We start from the raw sequence: 638 nt of genomic DNA, 5'->3' as shown, positions 1-638 counted from the left end.
AGAAATCTTAATGATGCAAAAGACACAGAATATTCTGAAAAAACATTTGCAATGAATATTGATTTCAGATATTATTTCAGTTCAGAAAATAACCACAGAGGACTTTACATAAGTCCGTCAATTCAATATTTAAAATATCAAGAAAGATTTTATGCAATGGAAAAAGAATCTTTTGGAAATGGAGATGGAACTTTTGATTATAATGAAAGAATATGGGAAAGAGAATTTAATCTTTATAACATAAGAGCTTTAATAGGTTATCAATTAGTGATTGCGAAAAGAATTATAATAAATCCATATTTTGGACCAGGATTTGCTTTTGGAAAGGCTAAAGATTTATTTGATAGAGAAGATGAAAACGAAAAAGGTTTTTCTTTCAACGCAGGAATTTATATTGGAATTGGAATATAAAAAACGTTGCCTAACAACGTGTATAATTAATTGCTTTGGTCACTGCCGACTTACGAAAATTCCACTGGAATTTTCTATCTGTGATTTGTTTGCTAAATTAGTTGCTTAAACACGCAACTAACCATACACAAACACGTTATGTAGCAGTAAAAACCCAGAAAAAAGCAAACGTAAATTTTGCGGAAATTAAGCGGAATATTACTAGATTTTTGAACTGTATAAAAAAA

1 protein-coding gene is annotated in these 638 nt (G+C 29.0%); it reads left to right on the top strand.

Annotated features, from left to right (window positions below):
- Positions 1-411, top strand: a 411-nt coding sequence (locus ACFQ1R_RS15820) for a hypothetical protein (RefSeq protein ID WP_379927255.1), incomplete at its 5' end; no start/stop codon positions are given.
- Positions 412-638 lie beyond the last annotated feature (227 nt).

It is taken from the genome of Mariniflexile jejuense, assembly GCF_042675665.1.
Taxonomy (GTDB): Bacteria; Bacteroidota; Bacteroidia; order Flavobacteriales; family Flavobacteriaceae; genus Mariniflexile; species Mariniflexile jejuense.
Note: the sequence above shows the minus strand (reverse complement) of the source record. Positions and strands in the feature narration are given on the sequence as shown.